Here is a 20,952-nt window from a genome sequence, read left to right on the forward strand (position 1 = left end):
GGATGACTGCGCAGGATGCGTCGTTCTATTTCCTCGACGCGAGCAACACCCCGATGTACATGGGGTCGCTGGCGGTCCTGCAGTTGCCGGAGTCGGGTCTCGACTTCGAGTCGGTGTTGCGGCTCGTCGAGGGCCGGTTGCATCTGGTGCCGCGGTATCGGCAGAAGATCCGCGAGGTGGCGTACGGTCTGGCCCGGCCGGTGTGGGTGGACGACGCCGACTTCGACATCACCTATCACGTGCGACGGTCCGCGCTGCCGTCGCCGGGCACCGACGACCAGTTGCACGACCTGGTGGCCCGGTTGACGTCGCGTCCGTTGGACACGACGCGCCCACTGTGGGAGATGTATGTCGTCGAGGGGTTGTCGGGCAACCGGTGCGCGGTGTTCGCCAAGTCGCATTCGGCGCTGGTGGACGGTGCGCAGGCCCTCGACATCGGTCAGGTGATCCTCGACGAGGACGTCACCCCGGCCGCTGTCGTGGACGATCTGTGGATGCCGGAGCCTGCGCCCGGGGAGCCGGCGCTGGTCGTGGAGGCGCTCGCCCAGTTGGTGGCGCAGCCGCGGGAGGGGATCGCGACACTGCGGATGACGTTGCGGGACATGAACACTGTCGTCGAGGAGGCGTCCGAGGTGCTCGGGAAACTGGCGGCGCTGGTCCGGACGGCCGCGCAGCCGGCGCCGTCGAGCCTGTTGAACGTGCCGGTGTCGCGTAATCGCCGGTTCGCGGTGGCACGCACGGATCTCGAGCGGTACCGCGAGGTCCGGGCCCGGTACGGCTGTTCGATCAACGACGTGGTGCTCACGGTGGTGGCGGGTGCGATGCGGACGTGGCTGCTGGCGCGGGGGGAGTCGGTGTCGGAGGCGTCGACGCTGCGGGTGCTCGCGCCGATGTCGATCTGCGAGGCCCGGTCGGGAACGAACGGTGCCACCGTCGTCGACGTGTGCGGGGGAGGCGAGGTGGGGGCGGAGCATGCGCGGGCGTCGTCGTTCCTGATGGATCTTCCTGTGGGGGAGTCGAATCCGGTGATGCGGCTGTCGCACATCCGGCATGCGACGGAGGAGTTCGCGCGGCAGGGCCGGCCGGTGACGGCGCGGACGATGGTCCGGTTGTCGGGTTTCGCGCCGGCGTCGCTGCATGCGCGGGCGGCGCGGGCCGCGAGCAGTCTGTCGCAGCGCATGTTCAATCTCGTCGTCACGAACGCGCCGGGCCCGCAGATCCCGCTGTATCTGGCGGGGATGCGGATGACCGAGATGTATCCGGTGTCGCCGCTGCTCGAGAATCAGACGCTCGGCATCGCCCTGACGTCGTACGACGGGTACGTCCACTACGGTTTGAATGCGGATCGCGACGCCATGCCCGACGTGGACGTGGTGGCCGCATCGTTGCACGAATCTCTCGAGGAGTTGGTGGAGGCCGGTGGCTGAACGGTGGATGGTCGAGGCACGGACGACGCAGGTGGCGCACACGGTCGGAGGCCGGGCATGAGGGTCTACGTTCCCGCGACCGTCGCGATGCTGCAGAAACTGGTCGCCGACCGGGAGTTGCTGCCGGTGAGCCGGACCGCGTTCGCGGTGACCCCGGCGCTGCGCGAGGCCTACCACTCGGGTGACGACGACGAACTGTCCGAGGTGGCGATGGCGGAGGCGGCGCGGGCGTCGCTGCGTCTGCTCGCCTCGGAAACCCCGGACGACCCCGACGCCGATCGGCCGCGGTACCGGCGTGCGGTGATCGCGGCGGACGTCGCGGAGGTGAAGCCGCGGCCCGATCTCGACGACGCGGTGGTGCGTCTGGCGGACGTGGTCACCCTCGCCCAGGTGGCGTCGGTGCACGTGGATCTGGCGGAGGCGGAGCCGGACATCGAGAAGGCGGTCGGTGTGGTCGACGCCGCGGATCTCGGGGACGAGGACGCCGAGTTCGTGCTCGGTGACGCGGAGGATCACGAGTTGGCGTGGTACGCGACGCAGGAGTTGGCGTTCCTGCTCGAGCTGCTCTGACCCGGTCCGGAGCGGCCCCGCAGATCTTTGCCTCGGCTCACTACCCGGCCGTAACTTACGCAACCGTAGCCTCATGGCCTACGCTGGCTACTGCATGATGCGAAAGGGAGGTCGGATGGGACTGAAGAGCTGGATCGAGGCGCCGGCGGTACGGGTCGCGGGCTCGAACCGGTCGGTGGCGAACGTGGTGCGCGGGGCTGTCACCCGATTGACCACGCCGCTGCTCCCCGACGACTACCTGCACCTGGTCAACCCGCTGTGGTCGGCGCGTGAGCTGCGTGGCCGCATCGTCGAGGTGCGGCCCGAGACGTCCGACTCCGCGACGCTGGTGATCAAGCCGGGCTGGGGGTTCGACTTCGACTACCGGCCGGGCCAGTACGTCGGTATCGGCATCCACGTGGACGGACGCTGGCACTGGCGTTCGTACTCGCTCACGTCGGCTCCCGACATCGACCGCAAGCTGATCTCCATCACCGTCAAGGCGATGCCCGAGGGATTCCTGTCGAGTCATCTGGTCACCGGGGTGCCGTCCGGCACGATCGTGCGTCTGGCCGCCCCGACCGGCAACTTCGCGTTGCCGTCGCCGCCGCCGGAGAAGATCCTGTTCCTCACCGCGGGCAGCGGCATCACCCCGGTCATCTCGATGCTCCGGACGATGGACCGTCGCGGCGACCTGCCCGACGTCGTCCACGTCCATTCGGCGCCGACCGCGGACGACACGATGTTCGCCGGTGAGCTCGCGCAGCTCGGTGAGGCGCGCGCGTCGTTCCGCTGCCACGTGCAGCACACTCGCACCGACGGCAAGTTCGCGCTGTCCTCGCTCGACGAGGTGTGCCCGGACTGGCGTGAGCGGCAGACGTGGGCGTGCGGCCCGCTGGCCATGCTCGACGACATCGAGCAGACCTGGGGTGCCGCCGGTCTCGGGGAACAGCTGCACCTCGAACGGTTCGCGGTTTCGCGCGCCGACCTGTCGGGTGAGGGTGGCACCGTCACGTTCGCCCGCGCCGGCCGGCAGGTGCAGGCGGACGGTGCGACGACGCTGCTCGAGGCGGGGGAGAAGTCCGGTGTGCTCATGCCGTTCGGCTGCCGCATGGGCATCTGTCAGACGTGTGTGGTCCCGCTCGCGTCCGGGCACGCGGTCGATCTGCGTACCGGCAAGGAGCACTCCGAGGGTGAGCGCATCCAGACGTGTATCTCTGCGGCGGCGGGCGACTGTACGCTCGACGTGTAACTTTCGAGTGATTTCGGCATTCGGCGTGTCGTCGGGCGCCTGATCCACTGTGCCTGATCTCAGGGCCTGAGTCCCAGTGCCTGATTTACCTGACGGAGGATCCTCGGTGGCCATCACCGATATCAAAGAGTTCGCCCACCTCACGGACGCCGACATCGAACTGCTCGGTGCCGAGTTGGACACCATTCGCCGTGACGTCGAGGCGTCCCGGGGGGTGCGTGACGCCCGCTACATCCGCGGGGTGATCCGGGCGCAGCGGTCCCTCGAGCTGGGTGCGCGGGTACTGCTGTTCGGCAGCCGGAAGCGGCCGTTGTGGGTGCTGGGTACTGGCATGCTCTCGCTGGCCAAGGTCATCGAGAACATGGAACTCGGGCACAACATCTCCCACGGTCAGTGGGATTGGATGAACGACCCGGAGATCCACTCCACGACGTGGGAGTGGGACATGACGGGTCCGTCGGAGCACTGGAAACGCGCCCACAACTACACCCATCACACGTACACCAACATCGTCGGCATGGACGACGACGTGGGATTCGGGATCCTGCGGATGACGCGGGACGAGAAGTGGCGGCCGATCAACCTGCTGCAGCCGATCGCGAACGTCGTGCTCGCGGCCGGGTTCGAGTGGGGTATCGCCCTGCACGACCTCAGTGCGCAGAAGACGCTCGAGGGTGTCGACCCGAAGCAGTGGAACTCCGGTCCCAACCGGCAGTTCGCGGTCAAGATCGCCCGTCAGGTCGGCAAGGATTTCGTGTTGTTCCCGGTGCTCACCGGGCCGGCGTGGAAGCACACGCTCGCCGCGAACGCGACCGCGAACCTGGTCCGCAACCTGTGGACGTATGCGGTGATCTTCTGCGGTCACTTCCCGGACGGGGCCGAGAAGTTCACGGTCGAACAGTTCGAGGACGAGACCCGGGCGCAGTGGTATCTGCGGCAGATGCTGGGCAGTGCCAACATCGACGCGGGTCCGGTGATGGCGTTCCTGACCGGCAACCTCAGCTACCAGATCGAGCACCACCTGTTCCCGGATCTGCCGTCCAACCGGTATGCGGAGGTCGCGGCGCGGGTGCAGGCGCTGTGCGCCAAGTACGACCTGCCGTACACGTCCGGGCCGCTGAGCCGGCAGTACCTGCTCGCGTTGCGCACGATCCACAAGCTTGCGCTGCCGGACCGGTTCCTGGCTCGGACGTCCGACGATGCCCCGGAGACGTCGTCGGAGCGCAAGTTCGTCTCGACGGGGTCGCGGATCGCGGAGACACTGCGTGTCGACGCCGAGACCGGGCGCCGGCGTGGTCTGCTGTCTGCGCTGCGTGCGCACGCCGAGGCGCAGGTCGGACGCCGTCGGATGCGGCGTCACGCCTGATCGGATGTGATCCGCACCACAGTGACTCGCCATTAACCTACGGTGTCGTAACTTACGGTACGGTAGGCCCGTGGCGATTACGGACATCAAGGAGTACGCGCATCTGACGGATGCCGACGTCGAGGCGCTCGGACGCGAACTCGACGCCATCCGCCGGGATGTCGAGGAATCTCGCGGCGAACGCGACGCGCGGTACATCCGCAACACGATCCGGCTGCAGCGCGGCCTCGAGATCGGCGGCCGGGCAGTGCTGTTCGGCAGCCGCAAGCGTCCGCTGTGGATTCTCGGTGCCGGCATGCTCGGCGTCTCGAAGATCATCGAGAACATGGAACTCGGGCACAACGTGATGCACGGGCAGTGGGACTGGATGAACGATCCGGAGATCCACTCGAGCAGCTGGGAATGGGATGTGGTGGGCCCGTCCGCCCACTGGAAGCAGACCCACAACTACCTGCACCACAAGTACACCAACATCCTCGGCATGGACGACGATGTGGGATACGGGCTGCTGCGCGTCACCCGGGACCAGCGGTGGAAGCCGTTCAACTACGGCAACCTCGCGTACAACACGCTGCTCGCGCTGTTCTTCGAATTCGGTATCGCCGCGCAGCACGTCGAGCTCGGCAAGGTGGCGAAGGGCCGGGACGACCGGGCGGAGACCGAGCGCAAGCTGCGTGAGGTCGGCGAGAAGATCGGCAAGCAGCTCGTCAAGGACTATGTCGTCTACCCGGCCCTGACCTGTAAGGCGTGGAAGTCGACGATGACGGCGAACTTCGCAGCCAGCACGATCCGCAACGTGTGGACCAACGCGGTCATCTTCTGCGGCCACTTCCCCGACGGTGCCGAGAAGTTCACCAAGGCCGACGTCGACAACGAGACACACGCCGAGTGGTACCTGCGGCAGATGCTCGGCAGCGCCAACATCTCCGGCGGCCCCGTCATGGACTTCATGACCGGCAACCTCAGCTACCAGATCGAGCACCACATCTACCCGGATCTGCCGTCCAACCGGTACGCCGAGATCGCGGTGAAGGTACGGGCACTGTGCGAGAAGTACGACCTGCCGTACACCACCGGTCCGCTGCTGGTGCAGTACGCCAAGGCGTGGCGCACCATCGCGAAGCTGTCGCTGCCGAACAAGTACCTCGTCGCCACCGTCGACGACGCCCCCGAGACGGCATCCGAACGCAAGTTCGGCGGCAACACCGCCGCGACGATCGACCCGGTCACCGGGCAGCGCCGCGGACTCGGTGCGGCCATCGCGGCCGGCCGCAAGCGCCGCGGACTGCGCGCACTGCTGGCACGGAAGCGCTGACCTCCGGTCCGACGAGTCCTGGACTCAGGTCCAGGACTCGTTGGACATCAGCGCGGTCAGCAGGCGCCGCACCGCCTCGACGCGTCCCGCGGACCTGCCCTCGAGCATGTCGAGGGCGCATTCGGGGTCGGCGGGCGGACCGAGATGGGTACAGCCGCGCGGGCAGTCCTCGGCGGCCGCGGCCAGGTCGGTGAAGGCGTCGACGACGTTCTCGGGGGAGATGTGCGCGAGCCCGAACGAGCGGATACCGGGGGTGTCGACCACCCAGCCGCCGTCCGGGAGCGGCAGTGCCACCGACTGCGTCGACGTGTGCCGGCCCTTGCCGACCCCCGACACGACGCCGGTGGCCCGATCCGCTTCGGGGACGAGACGATTGACCATCGTCGACTTGCCGACACCCGAGTGCCCGATGAGGGCGGTGAGCCGGCCGGTGAGGATCTCGGTGACCGGTTCGATCGGGTCGTCGCGGCCGGCGACGACGACGGGGATGTCGAGGCCGGTGAACGTGGCCGCGAATTCGTCGGGGGTCGCCAGATCGCTCTTCGTCAGGCACAGCACGGGTTTCAGGCCGCCCACGTAGGCGGCGACGAGCGCCCGTTCGACGAACCCGGTGCGCGGCGGCGGATCGGCCAGCGCCACCACGATCAGCAGCTGTTCGGCGTTCGCGACCACGATCCGTTCGAACGGGTCGGTGTCGTCGGCGGTGCGACGCAGCACCGTCGACCGGTCCGCGACGCGCACGATCCTCGCCAGGGTGTCCGGCTTGCCGGACAGGTCCCCGACGACACTGACGGTGTCACCCACCACGATCGGGGTGCGGCCCAACTCCCGCGCCCGCATCGTGACGACGGGCCGGTCCGGGTCGCCGTCGAGGACGACACCCCACCGGCCGCGGTCCTTCGACACCACCATCGCGTCGGCGGCGTCGGCGTGCTCGGGCCGGTTCTTGGTGCGCGGACGCGACCCCTTGCCCGGACGGACCCGGACGTCGGACTCGTCGTACTGCCGGCGGCTCAGGACCGTGCCCCCTGCTCGGTGTCCTGACCGGACAGTATTGCCGCCCACAGGTTCTCGAATCCGGGCAGTGTCTTGGCGGTGGTGCCCACGTCCTGCACGTCGACGCCGTCGACGACGAGACCGAGGATTGCACCCGCGGTCGCCATCCGGTGGTCGGCGTACGAGTGCCACTGCCCGCCGTGGAGGGGACGCGGCTCGATGCGCAGACCGTCGTCGGTCTCGGTGACCGCACCGCCCAGCTTGCCGATCTCGGTGGCGAGCGCGGCGAGCCGGTCCGTCTCGTGGCCGCGCAGGTGCGCGATACCGCGCAGCACCGACGGGCCGTCCGCGAGCGCTGCGAGGGCCGCGACGGTGGGGGTGAGCTCACCGATGTCGTGCAGGTCGATATCGATGCCGTGCAACGTCTTCGGCCCGGTCACGGTCAGGATCCCGTCGGACAGGGCGACGTCGGCGCCCATGTCGGTGAGGATGCCGCGGATCGCGTCGCCGGGCTGGGTGGTGCGTGACGGCCACAGCGGCACCCGCACGGTGCCGCCGGTGACGGCGGCCGCCGCGAGGAACGGGGTCGCGTTCGACAGGTCGGGTTCGATCGCCCAGTCCACCGGGGAGATGCTGCCCGGCAACACCTTCCACGTGTCGGGCTCGCCGCTCTCACCCGGCGTGAGAACCGTGACCCCGGCCTCGCGGAGCATCTCGACGGTCATGTCGATGTGCGGCATCGACGGCAGCGGCCCGCCCTGGTGCCGGACGGTGACGCCGTCGTCGAAGCGGGCCGCCGACAGCAGCAGCCCCGACACGAACTGCGACGAGCCGGACGCGTCGATCGTGACGGTGCCGCCGCGCAGCCCGCCGCGGCCGTGGACGGTCAGGGGGAGCGCGTCGCCGTGGACGTCGGCGCCGAGGCCGCGCAGCGCCTCGAGGATCGTGCCGAGCGGCCGAGTACGGGCCTGCTCGTCGCCGTCGATCAGGGCGGTGCCGTCGGCGAGGGCGGCGACCGGCGGCAGGAACCGCATCACGGTACCGGCGAGACCACAGTCGATGTCGCCGCCGTGCAGGGGTGCGGGGACGACCCGCAGGGTGGTCGGATCGCTGTCGACCTCGGTGATCGCGGCACCGAGCGTACGCAGGCCGTCGATCATGAGGTCGGTGTCGCGGCTGCGCAGCGTCCCGGTGATCGTGGACGGCCCGGACGCGAGTGCCGCCAGTACGAGGGCTCGGTTGGTGATCGACTTCGATCCGGGCAGCGTCACCGACGCGTCGACGGGATGCTCGGCGCGGGGCGCTCTCCACAGGATGTCAGGACTCACCCGTCCATCTTCTCCTATGCGTGGGCGGGCCGCGCCAACCGTGCCAGCATGGGGGGACATCCGATGCGAGAGGAGCCCGCGGACATGTGCGGCAGGTATGCGACGACGGCCGACCCGGCGAGTCTCGCCGTCGAACTCGACGCGGTGAACGAGGCCGGTGACGCGGAGCGCGCGGCGAACTACAACGTCGCGCCCACGACGTCGGTGCTCGCCGTCGTCGCCCGGCACGACCACGACGACCCGGAGTCTCCGGTCGCCCGCCGGATCCGTCGGATGCGGTGGGGGCTGGTGCCGTCGTACACGAAAGAGCTCGGCAAGGGCGCCCCGCTGTTCAACGCCCGCTCCGAGACGGTCGCCACCAAGCCGTCGTTCCGGACGTCGCTGCGGCACAAGCGCTGCCTGGTCCCGATGGACGGCTGGTACGAGTGGCAGACCGAACCGACTCCCGACGGCAAGGCAGTGAAGGTGCCGTACTACATGTCCCGCGGTGACGGGCAGCGGATCTTCATGGCCGGCGTGTGGGCGGTGTGGCACGACCCGACGGCGCCGGCCGATCCGCCGCTGCTGTCGACGACGATCCTGACGGCCGATTCGGTGGACCAGTTGGCGAACGTGCACGACCGGATGCCGCTGATCCTGCCGCCCGACCGGTGGGACGCCTGGCTGGATCCGGACAGCCTCGGCCATCCCGATCTCATCCGCCCCAGCCCCGAGGCGGTCGCCGCCGTCGAGATCCGCCGCGTGTCCCCGAAAGTGAACAGCGTCCGCAACAACGGACCCGACCTGCTGGCCCCCGACGACGGCGAGCAGGCGAGCGAGCAGATCAGTCTGCTGTGACGGTGGGACGGCCGGGGAGGTCGGCCACCTCCGCCACCAGTTCCAGGGACCGCATCCAGGTGTCCCGGTCGGAGGCGGACGACACGATCATGAGTTCGTCGGCGCCGGTGTGCTCGGCGAAGGCGGCGAGGTAGTCGCGGACGGTGTCGGGGGTGCCGACGGCGGTGTACCGCATCATGGCGAGCACCTGCCGGCCGGCGGGCGCGTCGAGGAGCATGTCGATCTCCTCGGGGGTGAAGGTGCGGCCGCGGCCCAGGAATCGGGCCACCCGGGTACGTTCGGTCCGTTCGAGCAGACGGTGTGCTTCGGCGGCGGTGTCGGCGGCGATCACGTTGACCGCGGCGATCACGTACGGCTCGGCAAGTTGCGCGGACGGCCGGAACTCGCGCCGGTAGACGGCGATCGCGTCGTGCAGCGCGTCCGGCGCGAAATGTGACGCGAACGCGTACGGCAACCCCAGCGCCGCCGCCAGCTGCGCCCCGAACAGCGACGAACCCAGCACGTACAGCGGCACGTTCGTGCCCGCCCCCGGAATCGCCGCGACCCCCGGAATGCGGGACTCGCCCGCCAGATACCCCTGCAGTTCCAGCACGTCCTGCGGGAACGACTCGGCCGCGCTCGGATCCCGGCGCAGCGCCCGCATCGTCGGCTGATCGGTACCCGGCGCCCGGCCCAGACCCAGATCGATGCGCCCCGGATGCAGTTCGGCGAGCGTGCCGAACTGTTCGGCGATCGTCAGCGGCGAATGATTGGGCAGCATGATCCCGCCCGACCCGAGCCGGATGGTCTCGGTGTGCGCGGCGACGTGCGCGATCAGCACACTCGTCGCCGACGACGCGATCGACGGCATGTTGTGGTGCTCGGCGTACCAGATCCGCCGGTACCCCCACCGCTCCGCGTTGCGGGCCATCTCCACGCTGGACCGGAAACTGTCGGCCACCGACTCACCCGACCCGATGTACGCCAGATCGAGGATGGACAGGGGCAGCGCGAGGCCGGACATGACGGACACCGTCTTTCGTTCGTCGAATGATCTTCCCGAGGGGCAACAGTGGTGTACGCCCACTGATTCCCAGGCTCAGCCCGCGGTCACCGAACTGACGACGGCACCGGTCAACCGGACCAGGTCCTGCGGCGCCACCTCGATCTCGAGGCCGCGGCGGCCCGCGCTGCACAGCACCCGATCCCACTCCAGCGCGGACGCGTCGATCACCGTCGGCAGCCGCTTGCGCTGCCCGAGCGGGGAGATGCCGCCCAGGACGTAGCCGGTGGAGCGTTCGGCGTCGGCCTGCTCGGCCATGACGGCCTTGCTCGCGCCCACCGCGGCCGCGGCCGCCTTCAACGACAGCTTCGACGGCACCGGCAGCACCGCGACCGCGAGCTTGCCGGTGTCGGTCTTGACGATGAGCGTCTTGAAGATCTGGGCGGGTTCCACCCCGAGCGCCCCGGCCAGCGAATCGACGGCCTCGCCGCCGTACGACGCGGCCCGCGCATTGTGATCGTAGGAGTGGACGCGGTGCGGCACCTTCTCCTTGTCGAGCAGTTTCGTCGCGGGCGTCGAGGTTCCGGCCATGACTCGGAACTCTACGAGAGGCCGGCTCGGGAACACGATGCGCCCGGAATCTGTTGAACAGAGCCGCAGGCCTGTCGTGAAGGGAAGTGGTGGCGTGGCGGTGATGTGTCCGGAACGTGTTCGTCCGGTGGACGAGCCGGTGGCGGCGGTAGCCTTGACCCCTACGGTGAGCGAAGGGATCGGCGTGCGAGGCGACCACGAGCCGGGGGAACACCCCGCCGGTGACAGTCCGGAGACCGACGAGCAGTTGACGGCGCGGTTCGAGCGGGATGCACTGCCGCTGCTCGACCAGCTGTACGGTGCCGGACTGCGGATGACCCGCAACCCGGCCGACGCCGAGGATCTGGTCCAGGAGACGTACATCAAGGCGTATTCGGCGTTCCGGTCCTTCAAGGAGGGCACGAACCTCAAGGCCTGGCTGTACCGCATCCTCACCAACACGTACATCAACTCGTATCGCAAGAAGCAGCGGCAGCCCGCGCAGTACCCCACCGACGAGATCACCGACTGGCAGTTGGCCGCGACGGCCGAGCACACGTCGACCGGGCTGCGGTCCGCGGAGGTCGAGGCGCTCGACGCCCTGCCCGACGAGGACATCAAGGCGGCGCTGCAGGAGCTGCCCGAGGAGTTCCGGATGGCGGTGTACTACGCCGACGTCGAGGGCTTCCCGTACAAGGAGATCGCCGAGATCATGGGCACCCCGATCGGCACCGTGATGTCGCGGCTGCACCGCGGGCGCAAGCAGTTGCGCGGCCTGCTCGCCGACGTCGCCCGGGAACGTGGATTCAACCGTGCCGCGGCAGCGGAACAGGAGGTTACCCGGTGACCGGGGAGAACGAATTCGAGCAGTTGGACTGCTCCGCGGTGATCGCCGACGTGTGGCTGCTGCTCGACCGGGAGTGCGACGAGCATGCGCGGGCACGGATCCAGCACCATCTCGACACGTGCGGGGCGTGTTTCACGGCGTACGGGATCGAGGAGAAGGTCAAGAGCCTCGTCGGACGCAAGTGCGGCGGTGAGCACGCACCGGACGGTCTGCGGGAACGGTTGTCGATCCAGATCCGCCGCACCGTGATCCTCACCGAGACCGACGACTGACGGGTCGGCTGGAGACGGAAACGGGGGCCGGTGAGCGTTGTGCTCACCGGCCCCCGTTGCGTACGTCAGGCGTCTCAGGCGTTGGGACGCTTGCCGTGGTTGGCGGCACTGCCCTTACGGCTGCGCTTCTTGCGGCCACGCTTACCCATGAGTAGCTCCCTTCGGTGTGTGAACTCGGTTCGTCCTAGTGTTTCACGTGTGATTGGCTGTGGTTCCATTGGCTGGTCCGCGACCGTCCGCGAAGAGTGAGGTTCCCTGTGGCAGAAGATGTGCGCGCCGAAATGGTTTCGACCGTCTACCAGGTGGTTGTCAGCGCCGGTGACGAGGTGAACGAGGGCGACACCCTGGTGATCCTCGAATCGATGAAGATGGAGATCCCGGTTCTGGCCGAGGCCGCGGGCACGGTCACCACCGTGGACGTGAAGGTCGGCGACGTCATCCAGCAGGGCGACCTGATCGCCACCATCAGCTGAATCCGGGACGAGGATCGGGGGCCGGTTCGTGTCGACACTGAGTGATCTGCTCGCCGAGCACACCGATCTTCCCGGCACCGCGGTCGACCATCTGCAGCAGGTGGTGGGCGAATGGCAACTTCTCGCGGACCTGTCCTTCGCCGACGTCCTGCTGTGGGTGGCGACCGAACGCCACGACGGCCGTGTGGCGGCGGCCGCCGATCCGGTGACCGTCGTGTGTGTCGCCCAGTGCCGTCCGACGACGGCGTCCACGGCCTTCCCCGAGGATGCGGTCGGGACGGTGGTCTCCGAATCCGAGCATCCGCAGGTGCTCGAGGCGCTCCTCGGTGGGGGGATCGTCTCCGCCGTCGACACCGCGTGGCGGGACGGCACCCCGTTGCGGCGTGAAGCGGTTCCGGTCCGCTGCGACGGTGAGGTGATCGCGGTCCTGAGCCGTGACACCAACCTGGCGCAGCAGCGTGCCCAGAGTCCCCTCGAGATCGCGTACCTCGACTGCGCGGCCGACCTGTGCCGGATGATCAGCGAGGGCACGTTCCCCAACCCGGAGTCCCGGACCGACACCAATTCCAGTCCCCGCGCCGGTGACGGCTTCATCCGCCTGGACCGGGAGGGACGCGTCGTGTACGCGAGCCCCAACGCGAAGTCGGCGTACCACCGGATGGGACTCAACACCGATCTGATGGGGACGGATCTGGCGTCCACCACCCGCGAACTCGTCACCGACACGTTCGAGTCGCAGGAGGTGGCCGACTACATCAGTGGGGCTGTCGCCGGCCGTCTCGGGCACCGCATGGAGATCGAGGCGCGAGGTGCGACGGTGCTGCTGCGGGCCCTGGTCCTCAAGCCGCGCGGCGAGGTCGTGGGTCCGGCCGTCGTCATCCGGGACGTCACCGAGGTCAAACGCCGTGACCGCGCCCTGCTCAGCAAGGATGCGACGATCCGCGAGATCCACCATCGGGTGAAGAACAATCTGCAGACGGTGGCGGCGCTGCTGCGACTGCAGGCCCGGCGCACCGGCAACGAGGAGGCACGGCAGGCGCTGTCCGAGTCGGTGCGGCGGGTGACGTCGATCGCGCTGGTCCACGAGACCCTGTCGATGTCGGTGGACGAGGAGGTCGACCTCGACGAGGTCGTCGACCGGTTGGTGCCGATCCTCGCCGACGTCGCGTCGGTGACGATGCCGGTCGCGATCCGCCGCGAGGGCAGCCTCGGTGTCTTCTCGGCCGAACGGGCCACCCCCCTGGTGATGGTGCTGACCGAGCTGGTGCAGAACGCGATCGAGCACGCCTTCGAACCGGGGGAGGAGGGCACCGTCTACCTGCGGGCGGAACGCTCGGCCCGCTGGCTCGACGTCGTCATCCACGACGACGGACGCGGCCTGCCCGACGGGTTCAGTCTCGAGAAGTCGGATCGGCTGGGCCTGCAGATCGTGCGGACCCTCGTCGACGCGGAACTCGGTGGGTCGCTGGGACTGCATCCGTCGGCGGGGGGCGGCACCGACGCGGTCCTGCGGGTTCCCTTGGGGCGCAGGGCATCCCGATCCTGATACGGCTTTCCTGACGCGACGAAGGCCCGGCACCATCGGTGCCGGGCCTTCGTGTGAAGCTGCTGCGGATCAGACCGCGGTGCGCGCGCGGGTGCGGGCGTTGCGACGCTTGAGTGCGCGACGCTCGTCCTCGCTCATGCCGCCCCACACGCCGGCGTCCTGGCCGGACTCGAGGGCCCACGACAGGCACTCGGCCGTCACGGGGCAGCGGTTGCACACGACCTTGGCGTCAGCGATCTGCGCGAGCGCCGGGCCGCTGTTTCCCACGGGGAAGAACAGTTCGGGATCCTCGTCACGGCAGATAGCCTTGTGGCGCCAGTCCATCCTTCTACTCCTTAACCGGGTGCGCGTGGCACCGATATGTATTCACAAGTTCATGGGCGCTTACTCGCAGGTTTCAGCGCGGTTACTTGTGAATGCTTTCACGAACGAGGGAGAAGTCAATAGATTCCGGCGACACCGTGGGGAAGCTCACTTGCTTAGGGTGCCCTATCGGAATTCGCGCCCTCGACGTGCCCACCAGCACCTTTGCCGGCTCGAGGGGGTCGAATCCGGGGTGCGTCGGCCGGTCTGCTACCTGCTGACCGGCCGGAAGACGCTCAGGGGACGTCCGGGGCGACCACGGTGAGGACATCCGGGACCGCGGTGAAAGTCACGTCCGAACGTGTGCCGATATAGTCGCCGTCCAGTTGGAGTCCGATCGGAGTGCTCGCATGGATTCGGATTTCGGAAACGTCGTCGAATCGAATCAATGAATGTGATTTAGGTGATAATCCGGTGCTGAGTAGTTGACGTACGACGCGCAGAGTGGCAAAGACACCCATCGTCCGCATCGCGAACAGTCCGAGGCCGGTGTCGACGCTCGTCCCCGGGTTCGTGTGCACCTCCCGCCGGTCCAGATACGTCCACGGCGTCGAGTTCGACACGAACGCGTAGTGGACACCCTCGGCGACGAACGGTGCGGGATCGGCCCCGGGCACCTCCACCGTCAGTACCGGCGTCTCCCGCTTGGCCCGGAAGAACGCCCGCACCGCGTGCCGGACGTACCGTCCCGGGGTGACGGACTGCCCGACGTTCCGGCCGTGGTCGACGGCCTCGCACACCTGTGCGTCGAGTCCCATGCCGGCGTTGAACGTGAACCAACGGTTGTCGCAGTGTCCGAGACCGATCGTGCGGCGGCGTCGCGCCGACAACAGATCGATGAGCTGATTGGTCGCGTCGACCGGGTCGGCCGCGATCCCGAGCGAGCGGGCGAACACGTTCGCCGAGCCGCCGGGCACGACCGCGACGAGGGGGATCGGCCCGGACGGCACCGACCGCATCGACGTCGGATGCGGGGCCCCGAGCAAACCGTTGACGACCTCGTTCACGGTGCCGTCACCGCCGTGGACGATGATCAGCGCGACCCCGTCGGTGCGGGCCTTCGCGGCCAGTTCGGCGGCGTGACCGCGGTGCGTCGTGTGCGTCACCGTCAACCGGACGCGGCTCGACAATGCGTGCGCGAGCAGGTCGCGGCCGGCCGGTGTGGTCGACGTGGCATTGGGATTCACGATCAGCAGGGCGTGCACGGGGCATCAGCCTAGCGGGGGTATCTCGATGTATAGGCTGGCTGCGTGTCGAATCAGCCTGTACCCGTCCCGACCCCTCGAACCGTCCGCGGGGCCGGTGCGCTCGTCACCCTCGAGGGTGCGGTGGCGATGATCTTCGTGATCGTCCTGGTGGTGCGCGGGCTGGGCGGCGCCGACCAGAGCATCGTCAGCGGATACGGCACCGCGGCCTGGTTCGCGATCCTCGGCGGGGCCGTCCTCGCCGCCGGTATCGCCCTGATCCTCGGTCACCGCTGGGGACGCACCATCGCCCTGCTCGCGCAACTGCTGCTGCTGCCGGTCACGTGGTACGTCCTCACCTCGCACCAGATGCTGTGGGGCATCCTGCTGGGCGCCGTGGTGATCGCGGCACTCGGCCTGCTGTTCGCGCCGGCCACGTCGGCGTGGATGGCGGCCGGGTACGAGGCCCCCGACGCGCCGGACGCCGACTGACCTCGGACTACCGCGGCGCGTGGGTGGCCAGCGCCGCCAGCGGGTCCCCGCTGAGCCGGTACGTCGTCCACTCGTCCTGGGCCACCGCGCCGAGCGACTCGTAGAAGCCGATCGACGGCGTGTTCCAGTTCAGCACCGACCACGCCAGCCGGGTGTAGCCGCGGTCGACGCACTCCTGTGCGAGCGTCGCGAGCAGCGCCTTGCCGTACCCGGCGCCACGGTGCTCGGGTGTGACGTACAGGTCCTCGAGATAGATGCCGTGGACTCCGTCCCACGTCGAGAAGTTCCGGAACCACACCGCCGTCCCCACCACCTGCGGTCCGGTGGCCGTCGGGACCTCGACGACGTGCGCGAACACCGCCGGGTGCGGCTCGAACAGGGCCGCGGTGACCTGCTCGGGGGTGACCGTGCACTCGTGCCGGGCCTTTTCGTACTCGGCCAGCTCGTAGATCAGACCGGTGATCGCGTCGACGTCGGCCGCGGTGGCACGACGGACGACGGCAGACGGTGCGGTGTTCACTCGATACCTCTCTCGGGTGCCACGTTGTGCGTGACGATGGTGCGGAAACCGTGTTCGTAGCTCAGGACCGTGTGCGCGGCCGGGGACAGGGTGACGCGCCGGCCTTCGCTGACGGGGAGTTCGATCCAGCGGGCGATCAGTGCACGGGAGAAGTGCCCGTGCCCGACGAGGATCACGTCCCGGTCGGCGAGCGCCGCCTCGCACGTCGCGAGCACCATGTCGGCGCGTGACGTGACCGACTCGTGGGTCTCACCGCCCGGGCACGGATGCGTCCACACCGTCCAGTCGGGGACCTGCTCGCGGATCTCGGGTGTCGTGAGGCCCTCGTAGTCGCCGTAGTCCCACTCGGCCAGCGCATCCCACCGCTGGTCCTCGGACAGTCCCGCGAGTTCCGCGGTGATGTGGGCGCGTCGGCGCGGGCTGGCGAGGACGAGCGGGTCGCGCAGTCCGAGTGCGGCGACGAGTGTGCCGGCCGCCCGGGCCTGGGCGACGCCCCGCACCGTGAGGTCGATGTCGGTGGTGCCGGTGTGCCGGCCGAGCCGCGCCCATTCCGTTTCGCCGTGACGGAGCAGGACGAGTCGACGGTCGGGTGTGGTCATGTCGATCATCATGCCGGGTTCGTCCCGACTCTCGCGTTCGGGCCGCGAGTAGGCAAGGATCGAGGCCGTGACGACGGTATTGGCGGTAGCGAATCAAAAGGGTGGGGTGGCCAAGACCACGACGGTGGCGTCGCTGGGGGCCGCGCTCGTGGATCTCGGTCGGCGGGTGCTGGTGGTCGACCTCGACCCGCAGGGATGTCTGACGTTCTCGTTGGGGCACAACCCCGATCGACTCGAACGGTCGGTGCACGACGTGTTGGTGGGGGACATGCCGGCGAAGGACGTCCTGCTCGAGACCGGTGACGGGGTGTCCCTGCTGCCCGCGACGATCGACCTCGCGGGCGCCGAGGCGCTGCTGTTGATGCGTCCGGGCCGCGAGTTCGCGCTCAAGCGGGCGCTGGTGCCGCTGCTCGACCTGTTCGACGTCGTCCTGGTGGACTGCCCGCCGTCACTGGGGGTGCTCACCCTCAACGGGCTGACCGCGGCGCAGCAGGTGCTGGTGCCGCTGCAGTGCGAGACCCTCGCCCACCGCGGTGTCGGACAGTTGCTGCGCACCGTCTCCGAGGTTCAGCAGATCACCAACCCCGACCTCGTGCTGCTCGGCGCGCTGCCGACGCTGTACGACGCGCGGACCACGCACAGCCGCGACGTCCTGTCCGACGTCTCGGACCGCTACGCGATGCCGGTGCTGGCCCCGCCGATCCCGCGGACGGTGCGGTTCGCGGAGGCGTCGGCATCCGGGGCGACGGTCCTGTCGGGACGCAAGAACAAGGGCGCGGACGCGTATCGCGCACTGGCACAGAATCTTTCGGAACACTGGTTCGACGGCGCCGCGCTGCGCACGTTCGAGGCGACACCGTAACGGTCACCGCAGCGCCACGACCTCGTCGCCGCGCTGCTCGAGGACGACGTCACCGAGGACCGACATCGTGATCGGACCGGCGGCGCCGTCCCGGGTGACGGGGATGCGGCGCTGTTCGACGCCGGTCTTCGGGTCGACGACGGCGACCCCGTCGGGTACGGGGACCAGCAGGGCGCCGGCCGTGATCGTGCCGGGTCCGAGAGCCCCGGCCACGGCCGTCCACCGCAGGGTCAGTTCGCTCGTGGACAGGGCGATCAGTTCGCTGCCGGTCCACCACGTGAACACCGCGCCGTTGCGGGCGGCGGTCGCCTTCTCCGCGATCGGCCCGTCCACCGGGTACGACGCGATCTCGTCCGCGCTGCCGTCGAAGACCGCGAGCCGCGGCCCCGTGGCGGGTCCGGCCGGCAGATAGAGCGCCGTCCGGTCACCGGATGCGGCGACGATGCGGGCGCCGGGCGTGTTGGCGGCGCCGACGAGCGTGGTGCCGTACTCCTGGGGTTCCTGATTGTCCGACGGGGCGATGTCGAGGACACTCAGCCGGTCACCGGCCTCGCCGGGGCAGTGCATCAGCACCGAGAGTCGGGTGCCGCCGGCCGCCGCCGACATCAGATCGCAGCCGGGATGCGGCTGCTTGTCCGGGTTGATCGGGGCGTCGACCCGGCCGAGTTCGAGGGTGCGGACCAGATCCGACCGCCACGACTCGAGGCGTTCCGGGCCGCGGGAGACGATGTAGGTGCCGTCGTACGACAGGGTCACGTCGTCGTCGGCGTCGCTGGACCGCTGCGCCTCCCGCGCCCCGCTCGCACCGTCGAGCTGGGTGACCTGCCCGCAACCCCGCTGGTCCCGGTACACCGCGACCACACCGTTCCAGGCGCCGATGGCCCCGCACAGCGGCATGTCCCGCCGGTACCGCCACAGTTCGTCGCCGGTGAGCCGGTCCCGACCGGTGACGGTGCCGTCGTCGGTGGTGGCGGTGGTGACGGCACCGTCCGCGGCGATCGGCGCGGTGGTCGCGGTGCTGCGTGCCCGCCAGATCTCGGTGAGTGTCTCGGGCGGCGTGAGGGCCGGAAGTGCTTCCGCGGCAGGGGCGTCCGCAGTGATCGAGGTGGTGCCCCGGGCATCGCTGCGGAGCCAGAGAACGACCGCGGCGACCGCCACGACGATCACGATCGTCGCGGCGGCCGCCACGTCCAGACGGGTACGACGCTCGGGTGCCGGCACAGGGGCGAGGCTACCCGGCGTCGATCCGGAAGGTCCTACTCGGCAGGTTCTACTCCGAGGCCGCGGACACGCTCGCCGACTCGGTCGCGGCGGCATCCGCTGCGGCGGCACCGGTGCGGCGACGACGACGGCGGCGCGGCGCGGCGGGCTGCTCGTCCGACGCGGGACCGGCGGTGGGTGCGGTCACGGGTGCGGAGGTAGTGGTGGAGGCGTCGCCGGTCTTGCCGCCGCGGGTGCGTCGGCGCGCCCGGTTGCGCTCCGGCTTGTCGCCGGCAGCCTTGTCCCCGGCAGCCTTCTCACCACGGGGCTCGGCGGCGTCCTTCGCGGGACGCTCGGCGCGCGGCTTGCGGACGGTGCCCTTGGCGTCGGCGGGGATGCCGAGTTCCTCGAACAGGTGCGGCGAGCTCGAGTACGTCTCGGCCGGATCGGCGACCCCGAGTTCGAGGGCCTTGTCGATGAGTTGCCAGCGCGGCACGTCGTCCCAGTCGACGAGGGTGACGGCGGTACCGGTGCGGCCCGCGCGACCGGTGCGGCCGATGCGGTGCACGTAGGTCTTCTCGTCCTCGGGGCACTGGTAGTTGATGACGTGGGTGACGTCGTCGATGTCGATGCCGCGGGCCGCGACATCGGTGGCGACGAGGACGTCGACCTTGCCGTTGCGGAAACCGGCGAGCGCCTTCTCGCGGGCGACCTGGCCGAGGTCGCCGTGCACGGCGCCGACGTTGAAGCCGCGCTCGTTCAGGTCGTCGGCGACCTTCTGTGCGGTGCGCTTGGTGCGGGTGAAGATCATCGTCGCGCCGCGGCCGTCGGCCTGCAGGATGCGGGAGACCATCTCGGCCTTGTCGAGGGCGTGGGCGCGGTAGATGTGCTGGCTGGTGCGCTCGTGCACCGCCGACGAGTCCGCCTCTTCGGCGCGGATGTGCGTCGGCTGCGTCAGGAACGTGCGGGCCAGCGTGATGATCGGGCCGGGCATGGTCGCCGAGAACAGCATCGTCTGGCGTTTGTCGGGGACCATGCCGAGGATGCGCTCGATGTCGGGCAGGAAGCCCAGGTCCAGCATCTCGTCGGCCTCGTCGAGGACCAGGACGCCGACCTTGCCGAGGATCAGGTGACCCTGGTTGGCGAGGTCGAGGAGGCGGCCCGGGGTGCCGACGATGACGTCGACGCCCTTGCGGAGCGCGTCGATCTGCTGCTCGTAGGGGCGGCCGCCGTAGATGGAGAAGACCTGCAGCTTGCGGTCCCCGGACTTCAGGAACTTCGACGCGTTCTCGAGGTCCTGGGTGACCTGGATGCACAGCTCACGGGTCGGGACGATGACGAGGGCACGCGGAGTGCCGTCCAGCGGCGTCGTCCCCGAGTTCGCGGTGGAAACGCGGTGCAGCAGCGGAACACCGAAACCGAACGTCTTGCCCATGCCGGTACGGGCCTGACCGATGAGGTCGTCGCCGGCGAGCGCCAGCGGCAGCGTCAGCTCCTGGATGGCGAAGGTGCGTTCGATGCCGATCTCGGTGAGGGCCCGGACGATCTCGTCGCGGACGCCGAGCTCGGCGAAGGTGGGGGCGATATGGGCGGTGGTGTCGATCGTGCTCTCGCTCAGGGGACTGGCCTTCCTCGTATCGGCACGCACGCACAAGGTAAGGGGCCTGGCCGTAAGTCGGCCGGTGTCGGTGCCCTCTTGCGTCGGTACCACCGGGCCGGACTGTCGGCCACTGCATCAGCACGACGACCGATGTCGGTCGTGGCGAGCAACGGTGGGCGCCGTCGATCAGGTGCGCGCACATTGTCGTCGGGAGCCCGGACCCGGTGTGTCTCGAGCGACGTGGCGTCTCGAACGACCTGATGACCGGGTGTGAAGTGATGGTCTCCCGCCGCAATTGTAGCGGTCGGGAGGTTCGATGCCGGTACCGCAATGGCGCATGTCACGTTTCCCGCGGTCCCGGCCGCGAGTAGC

Annotated in this window: 23 protein-coding genes; 12 read left to right on the forward strand and 11 right to left on the reverse strand. The window is 69.2% G+C overall.

Going from position 1 to position 20,952, the window contains the following annotated elements; all coding sequences use genetic code 11:
- Positions 1 to 2: 2 nt before the first annotated feature.
- The 5 genes from E0497_RS10320 to E0497_RS10340 all read left to right on the forward strand — a co-directional run bounded on the left by E0497_RS10320 (position 3) and on the right by E0497_RS10340 (position 5,909).
- Positions 3 to 1,427: a WS/DGAT/MGAT family O-acyltransferase gene (locus tag E0497_RS10320; protein ID WP_170312936.1), complete on the forward strand. Its 1,425-nt coding sequence runs from the start codon at positions 3 to 5 to the stop codon at positions 1,425 to 1,427.
- A gap of 57 nt (positions 1,428 to 1,484) precedes the next feature.
- Complete coding sequence (locus E0497_RS10325; protein WP_137724702.1) at positions 1,485 to 1,997, forward strand: DUF6912 family protein; 513 nt, start codon at positions 1,485 to 1,487, stop codon at positions 1,995 to 1,997.
- A gap of 115 nt (positions 1,998 to 2,112) precedes the next feature.
- A complete protein-coding gene (locus tag E0497_RS10330) occupies positions 2,113 to 3,228 on the forward strand; it encodes a ferredoxin reductase (protein WP_137724703.1) in 1,116 nt (371 codons plus the stop codon).
- 106 nt (positions 3,229 to 3,334) lie between these two features.
- The gene (locus E0497_RS10335; protein WP_137724704.1) at positions 3,335 to 4,594 is read left to right on the forward strand and encodes a fatty acid desaturase family protein; all 1,260 of its coding nucleotides are present in this window, start codon (positions 3,335 to 3,337) and stop codon (positions 4,592 to 4,594) included.
- Positions 4,595 to 4,664: 70 nt separating this feature from the next.
- Entirely contained in the window at positions 4,665 to 5,909 is a 1,245-nt protein-coding gene (locus E0497_RS10340) for a fatty acid desaturase family protein (protein WP_137724705.1), read from the forward strand.
- Between the two features lie 24 nt (positions 5,910 to 5,933).
- On the opposite strand, the gene rsgA is transcribed toward E0497_RS10340, so the two are convergent.
- Positions 5,934 to 6,974 (reverse strand): ribosome small subunit-dependent GTPase A, encoded by a 1,041-nt coding sequence (gene rsgA / locus E0497_RS10345; RefSeq protein WP_241665825.1) that lies wholly within the window; start codon positions 6,972 to 6,974, stop codon positions 5,934 to 5,936.
- The gene (gene aroA, locus E0497_RS10350) at positions 6,923 to 8,233 is read right to left on the reverse strand and encodes a 3-phosphoshikimate 1-carboxyvinyltransferase (RefSeq protein ID WP_241665826.1); all 1,311 of its coding nucleotides are present in this window, start codon (positions 8,231 to 8,233) and stop codon (positions 6,923 to 6,925) included. The genes rsgA and aroA overlap by 52 nt, the downstream gene beginning before the upstream one ends.
- A gap of 84 nt (positions 8,234 to 8,317) precedes the next feature.
- Between aroA and E0497_RS10355 the strand changes: the two genes are divergently transcribed.
- Entirely contained in the window at positions 8,318 to 9,070 is a 753-nt protein-coding gene (locus E0497_RS10355) for an SOS response-associated peptidase (RefSeq protein WP_137724743.1), read from the forward strand.
- Here the strand turns inward: E0497_RS10355 and E0497_RS10360 are convergent.
- Both E0497_RS10360 and ybaK read right to left on the reverse strand, forming a co-directional pair.
- Complete coding sequence (locus E0497_RS10360) at positions 9,057 to 10,073, reverse strand: LLM class flavin-dependent oxidoreductase (protein WP_137724707.1); 1,017 nt, start codon at positions 10,071 to 10,073, stop codon at positions 9,057 to 9,059. The two genes, E0497_RS10355 and E0497_RS10360, sit on opposite strands and share 14 nt — an antisense overlap.
- Positions 10,074 to 10,148: 75 nt before the next feature.
- Positions 10,149 to 10,643 carry a Cys-tRNA(Pro) deacylase gene (gene ybaK / locus E0497_RS10365; RefSeq protein WP_137724708.1) on the reverse strand — a complete coding sequence of 165 codons (495 nt, stop codon included), beginning with the start codon at positions 10,641 to 10,643 and terminating at the stop codon, positions 10,149 to 10,151.
- A gap of 103 nt (positions 10,644 to 10,746) precedes the next feature.
- Here ybaK and E0497_RS10370 point away from each other — a divergent pair, with 103 nt between their 5' ends.
- Together E0497_RS10370 and rsrA are read left to right on the forward strand one after the other, a co-directional pair.
- Positions 10,747 to 11,469, forward strand: a complete 723-nt coding sequence (locus tag E0497_RS10370) for a sigma-70 family RNA polymerase sigma factor (protein ID WP_137724744.1) — start codon at positions 10,747 to 10,749, stop codon at positions 11,467 to 11,469.
- Positions 11,466 to 11,741, forward strand: a complete 276-nt coding sequence (gene rsrA / locus E0497_RS10375) for a mycothiol system anti-sigma-R factor (RefSeq protein ID WP_137724709.1) — start codon at positions 11,466 to 11,468, stop codon at positions 11,739 to 11,741. Before E0497_RS10370 ends, rsrA begins: the two co-directional genes overlap by 4 nt.
- A 74-nt stretch (positions 11,742 to 11,815) precedes the next feature.
- Here rsrA and E0497_RS21100 read toward each other — a convergent pair whose 3' ends face one another.
- A complete protein-coding gene (locus E0497_RS21100) occupies positions 11,816 to 11,890 on the reverse strand; it encodes a 50S ribosomal protein bL37 (RefSeq protein WP_095887907.1) in 75 nt (24 codons plus the stop codon).
- Positions 11,891 to 11,998: 108 nt separating this feature from the next.
- Between E0497_RS21100 and E0497_RS10385 the strand changes: the two genes are divergently transcribed.
- Positions 11,999 to 12,214: a biotin/lipoyl-binding carrier protein gene (locus E0497_RS10385; RefSeq protein ID WP_137724710.1), complete on the forward strand. Its 216-nt coding sequence runs from the start codon at positions 11,999 to 12,001 to the stop codon at positions 12,212 to 12,214.
- 28 nt (positions 12,215 to 12,242) lie between these two features.
- Complete coding sequence (locus E0497_RS10390; RefSeq protein WP_137724711.1) at positions 12,243 to 13,760, forward strand: sensor histidine kinase; 1,518 nt, start codon at positions 12,243 to 12,245, stop codon at positions 13,758 to 13,760.
- A gap of 69 nt (positions 13,761 to 13,829) precedes the next feature.
- On the opposite strand, the gene E0497_RS10395 is transcribed toward E0497_RS10390, so the two are convergent.
- Positions 13,830 to 14,084, reverse strand: coding sequence for a WhiB family transcriptional regulator (locus E0497_RS10395; protein WP_127914467.1), 255 nt, complete (start codon positions 14,082 to 14,084; stop codon positions 13,830 to 13,832).
- A 275-nt stretch (positions 14,085 to 14,359) separates the two neighbouring features.
- Positions 14,360 to 15,328, reverse strand: coding sequence for a diacylglycerol/lipid kinase family protein (locus E0497_RS10400; RefSeq protein WP_137724712.1), 969 nt, complete (start codon positions 15,326 to 15,328; stop codon positions 14,360 to 14,362).
- A gap of 129 nt (positions 15,329 to 15,457) precedes the next feature.
- On the opposite strand from E0497_RS10400, the gene E0497_RS10405 reads away from it, so the two are divergent.
- Complete coding sequence (locus E0497_RS10405) at positions 15,458 to 15,799, forward strand: YtxH domain-containing protein (protein WP_241665832.1); 342 nt, start codon at positions 15,458 to 15,460, stop codon at positions 15,797 to 15,799.
- A 7-nt stretch (positions 15,800 to 15,806) separates the two neighbouring features.
- Here E0497_RS10405 and E0497_RS10410 read toward each other — a convergent pair whose 3' ends face one another.
- Positions 15,807 to 16,319 (reverse strand): GNAT family N-acetyltransferase, encoded by a 513-nt coding sequence (locus E0497_RS10410; protein ID WP_137724714.1) that lies wholly within the window; start codon positions 16,317 to 16,319, stop codon positions 15,807 to 15,809.
- Positions 16,316 to 16,927: an acid phosphatase gene (locus tag E0497_RS10415; protein WP_137724745.1), complete on the reverse strand. Its 612-nt coding sequence runs from the start codon at positions 16,925 to 16,927 to the stop codon at positions 16,316 to 16,318. The genes E0497_RS10410 and E0497_RS10415 overlap by 4 nt, the downstream gene beginning before the upstream one ends.
- Before the next feature lie 58 nt (positions 16,928 to 16,985).
- Between E0497_RS10415 and E0497_RS10420 the strand changes: the two genes are divergently transcribed.
- Positions 16,986 to 17,780, forward strand: coding sequence for a ParA family protein (locus E0497_RS10420; protein ID WP_137724715.1), 795 nt, complete (start codon positions 16,986 to 16,988; stop codon positions 17,778 to 17,780).
- A gap of 3 nt (positions 17,781 to 17,783) precedes the next feature.
- Here the strand turns inward: E0497_RS10420 and E0497_RS10425 are convergent, their stop codons facing one another.
- Both E0497_RS10425 and E0497_RS10430 read right to left on the reverse strand, forming a co-directional pair.
- A complete protein-coding gene (locus E0497_RS10425; RefSeq protein WP_137724716.1) occupies positions 17,784 to 19,001 on the reverse strand; it encodes an Rv3212 family protein in 1,218 nt (405 codons plus the stop codon).
- 49 nt (positions 19,002 to 19,050) lie between these two features.
- Positions 19,051 to 20,628 (reverse strand): DEAD/DEAH box helicase, encoded by a 1,578-nt coding sequence (locus tag E0497_RS10430; RefSeq protein WP_137724717.1) that lies wholly within the window; start codon positions 20,626 to 20,628, stop codon positions 19,051 to 19,053.
- Positions 20,629 to 20,952: the final 324 nt, after the last annotated feature.

Origin of the sequence: Prescottella subtropica, from assembly GCF_005434945.1 — a bacterium.
GTDB classification, from domain to species: Bacteria; Actinomycetota; Actinomycetes; order Mycobacteriales; family Mycobacteriaceae; genus Prescottella; species Prescottella subtropica.

Bases quoted from the DNA above. Each gene is read 5' to 3' on its own strand.
- E0497_RS10320 (WP_170312936.1), top strand. From the start codon at position 3: ATGACTGCGCAGGATGCGTCGTTCTATTTCCTCGACGCGAGCAACACC.
- E0497_RS10325 (WP_137724702.1), top strand. From the start codon at position 1,485: ATGAGGGTCTACGTTCCCGCGACCGTCGCGATGCTGCAGAAACTGGTC.
- E0497_RS10330 (WP_137724703.1), top strand. From the start codon at position 2,113: ATGGGACTGAAGAGCTGGATCGAGGCGCCGGCGGTACGGGTCGCGGGC.
- E0497_RS10355 (WP_137724743.1), top strand. From the start codon at position 8,318: ATGTGCGGCAGGTATGCGACGACGGCCGACCCGGCGAGTCTCGCCGTC.
- E0497_RS10360 (WP_137724707.1), bottom strand. From the start codon at position 10,073: ATGTCCGGCCTCGCGCTGCCCCTGTCCATCCTCGATCTGGCGTACATC.
- ybaK (WP_137724708.1), bottom strand. From the start codon at position 10,643: ATGGCCGGAACCTCGACGCCCGCGACGAAACTGCTCGACAAGGAGAAG.
- E0497_RS10370 (WP_137724744.1), top strand. From the start codon at position 10,747: ATGTGTCCGGAACGTGTTCGTCCGGTGGACGAGCCGGTGGCGGCGGTA.
- E0497_RS10395 (WP_127914467.1), bottom strand. From the start codon at position 14,084: ATGGACTGGCGCCACAAGGCTATCTGCCGTGACGAGGATCCCGAACTG.
- E0497_RS10405 (WP_241665832.1), top strand. From the start codon at position 15,458: ATGATCTTCGTGATCGTCCTGGTGGTGCGCGGGCTGGGCGGCGCCGAC.
- E0497_RS10415 (WP_137724745.1), bottom strand. From the start codon at position 16,927: ATGATCGACATGACCACACCCGACCGTCGACTCGTCCTGCTCCGTCAC.